Origin of the sequence: Holdemania sp. 1001302B_160321_E10 (assembly GCF_015552275.1) — a bacterium.
In the GTDB taxonomy this organism is placed as follows: domain Bacteria; phylum Bacillota_I; class Bacilli_A; order Erysipelotrichales; family Erysipelotrichaceae; genus Holdemania.
In genome coordinates this window covers 1-3,525 of record NZ_JADNEM010000063.1, presented here as the reverse complement: position 1 = coordinate 3,525, position 3,525 = coordinate 1, and the positions used below count along the sequence as shown (strand labels likewise).

Below are 3,525 nucleotides of genomic sequence, written 5' to 3'. Positions count from 1 at the left end.
GGGAATGGATTTTTACCTTTTCCGGCTCCTAAGATGTCTGTAAGCATTAAACACCCCTCCTATCTATTACAAGTGTTGATATTGTAATGCTCTCCTCCGGCAGAGCAATCGCATACAACCGCAGGATACCGTTAAGGCTCCGCCCTTTGGCGATACACCCCTCCTCGTCGGTCGCCGGCGAGAGCGTTACGTGGCAGTAATCGGATTCAAGCAGTCCCGCTACCGCGATATCAACATGGTACGCATACTGCGGATAATCCATGGAGTCAACAAACTGCGATGTCGGCACCGTGATATTTTCCAGCGGTGCTAGATCGTGGTTGTTGATCTTACACAGCCAGGGATTCACCGTAGCGGCGTTAAACGGTGTGCCCGGTACATAGTCCTCTCCCGGGCTAAACTCCAGCGTAACGACCTCTGTAGTACCGTCTGCGTGGGTTATTTTATACTGATTGAGCTTTGATCCGGTTGTGTCTTTGATCTCGCTTAAAGCCATCATCCTACCTCCTTCCAAACGATATTGTCGATAACGATATTACTTGCTGGGACCGCATTAGCGTACAGTCTTAACTTACCTGCCATTGTGTTGCCCTGCTCAATGACTCCAAGCGCTTTGGATGCCGCTGACAGATTAACGTTAGCCCAGCATGTGGCCGTCATGCCGCTGACCGTGTAGTCTGCACAATATGGGTATTGAGCGGCATTATCATCCGTATTGGCCACAAATGCGGACGTTGCGATGGTGACATTGCGGATAACACTCTCATCTTTGAGCTTGTCCATCTTAGCCTTGTCTGCAGCAGACATTAATCCGTTTGCGCTTGCTGTCGCTAAACCGTAAGTCGTGTTAGTCGGCACAGCCCACGTACCATCACCTCTTAAAAAACTGGTTTGTTTACCAGCAGCAGGGGCAGGAACCAATCCAGTTCCTCCAGCAGCACTTGCTGTAGCAGCTTTAAATGCACTGTAAGTAGTATCAGTAAATTTCGCACCCACCGGGACAGCTGTCAATACGGTCAGCCCATTTACTTTTGCTGCGTTATCAACGATGCCATCACCGTTTGTATCGTAAACAGATTTAAGCATATCGCCATTGCCTGCACTAGCCGCAAGATCATCTACATACTTTTTAGTTGCCGCCATCAGATCAGCAGTTGGCGCTCCTTTAAGAGTAAGATTGCCTGTCAGGGTTCCACCAGACAATGGTAAATAGCTGTGCGTGTGGCTTGATGCCGCTGCACCAATTCCTGCCGGCGTCACATTGACCTCTTTGGCTATGGATCCATCATAAGTAGCTGCATCAGTGCCATTTAGCTTTACCGTCAGAGCTGTTGGATTTTTTAATGAAGCAGGAAAGTCTGTGATATCAGCTTTAACATGCTTATGCACCGCAGCTGCTTTACTGCTCACTGTATCCCAAGTGTCCAACATAGCTTGAGTGATCTTGTCAATAACAGACTTATTACCGTGGCTGTGCTTGTTGTCCACAGCGCTTTTAAGATTGGCTTCGGTTTGTGTGTAGGTGTCCAAGAGTGCCTTGTTGGCATGGCTATGTTTTGCGTTAACCGCACCATTCCATTTTGTCCTCTCGGTTGCGGTGATGTGGATCGTCGTATTGCCGGTGTGACCATCCAGCTCTGCTTGTGACGCTTTGATGCCAATAGCAGCATTTAAGGCAGCCATGACATCCTCATTAGCTGCGATTGCATCGGCAACCTCTTTTAAGGTGTCCATCGACTCTGGAGCACCGTTGATCAGATCGGCAATCTTTTGCAGTGTGTAAGCATTGGCCTGAGCCATTGCGGCGTCAATCGCGTCTTGCTGTGGTGTCGATACTGGCTTTGACTTATCCGCAGTGTTATCCACGCTGCCTAATCCAATCTGGGCTTTAGTCACTCCATGCGGGTTTGACTTGTTGGCAAGATGTGATATCAGATCCGTTGTACCCTTGGCCAATTTGCTAAAAGCAACACTGAGTTTCTCACCGGACACGAGAGCAGCCAGGGTAGTAGCTGCAGTGTAACTTGGTGTCTGATCATTAGTAGCCACGTTAGGCACGTTATCCAAACCTACTTGTGATTTTGTTACACTGTGGGGATTGGAGGTCGATCCTTTATGGCTCGTTAGATCATCTTGCACTACCTTAATAGCAGCAGCCTGTGCAGTCGATACTGGTTTATCAAGATCACTGGTATCATCGGCACTGCCAAGCCCAACCTGCAGCTTGGTAACGGCATGTGGGTTGGTTTGATCGGCAACGTGATTATCAAATGCATTCTTGTTGGTGCGGATAATCTCCATCAGATCAGACTGCAGCTGACTCCGCGCCGTGTCCTGGTCGACAAACTTTTGGTCTGTCTCCCGTGCAAAGTCGTCCACCGCCTGAAAGTTGTCATCAAAATGTCGGGTGTTGACCGATGACTTGCGATGGTTTAAATAAAGGAGCAGCTTGAGCCGCTCCGTAAAATCATATAAGTTTGCCACTTAATCCCTCCTCTGCAGGCAGAAATAATGGCTCGTTGGCAAAATACTGGCCAGCCAGCGGCTGATTGATGATCGCGATCAGATCCGCAAGGTACTGATCCATAAACTCAAACGCCCGCTCAAATTGATTAGCAATCGTGTAATCAAAATAGTCCCCAAAATCAGGAATCGTGTAGGCGTCGTGCATGGTACACGTCAGCTGCTCAATGTTGTGCCGGATCCGATCCATCTGGCCGATCGTTGGCAGGCTGGTCAGATCCCAGTCCGTCCGGATATCTAGTTGCAGATTAACACCAAGTAACGCTGCAATCCGATCCCGCAGGATCTGGCAATTACGCTCAACCCGCAGCAGGTCGTCAACGTTGTAACGGTCCGTCGCCCGGAAAGTTTTATACTCCATATCACACCACCCCCTTAACGGTTGCGGTCAATCCACCGCCGAGATCGTACTCAATGCTGCTGATCTGCGCCTTAACGACGGTGCCATAAGTGGTTTCCACCTCCAAAAATTCCGAGGCTTCTGTCGTCGCGACCGCCCACCACTTGAAGCTGATGTCCAGCCGTTTTTGCATCTGATCCAGATACCACCTGGCAGCCGTCCTGGCTTGCTGGGCGCTGCCGATCAGCTCATTGCAGCTGTCCAGCACCAGCGTTTGCGCCTGCGGGTCAATCTCAATCTGAGGCAGCGTAGCGCTGGCTGCAGCGCTTGAAACTTTGCGCACCCGGCCATTGACTGCCAGCTCGTAAATTGTCCCAGGATCGCCCTGGAAAAGGCTGACGTCGGCGTAGTGCTTGATCGAGCAGCCAGCCGGCAAATCACAGGCCAGATCGTACACTGGCGCATCCGAGTAGGTAATCTTGGCATTACCGTCCTCATCAGTGATCACCTCGCCGCTAAACAGCTCCTGCAGCTCAGCCTCCGGATCCGTGGGTCCGTAGTTAAAGTAATTGACAGATACTTTGGTGTAGCTGCCAATATCTTTGGTATCAATATCCCCCAGCCGGGTGTTGCGATCCGCCTTAAGCACATACGGCAGCGCA

4 protein-coding genes are annotated in these 3,525 nt (G+C 50.4%); all 4 read right to left on the bottom strand.

The genetic code is table 11. The features are described 5' to 3' along the window. Positions 1 to 46 precede the first annotated feature (46 nt). On the bottom strand, positions 47 to 499 hold the full coding sequence (locus I2D94_RS17905; protein WP_195397888.1) for a hypothetical protein: 453 nt from the start codon (positions 497 to 499) through the stop codon (positions 47 to 49). Beyond that, the gene (locus tag I2D94_RS17900; protein ID WP_195397887.1) at positions 496 to 2,484 is read right to left on the bottom strand and encodes a hypothetical protein; all 1,989 of its coding nucleotides are present in this window, start codon (positions 2,482 to 2,484) and stop codon (positions 496 to 498) included. The genes I2D94_RS17905 and I2D94_RS17900 overlap by 4 nt, the downstream gene beginning before the upstream one ends. Then, a complete protein-coding gene (locus I2D94_RS17895) occupies positions 2,468 to 2,884 on the bottom strand; it encodes a hypothetical protein (protein ID WP_195397886.1) in 417 nt (138 codons plus the stop codon). Before I2D94_RS17895 ends, I2D94_RS17900 begins: the two co-directional genes overlap by 17 nt. A gap of 1 nt (position 2,885) precedes the next feature. After that, positions 2,886 to 3,525, bottom strand: a 640-nt coding sequence (locus tag I2D94_RS17890; protein WP_195397885.1) for a hypothetical protein, incomplete at its 5' end; no start/stop codon positions are given.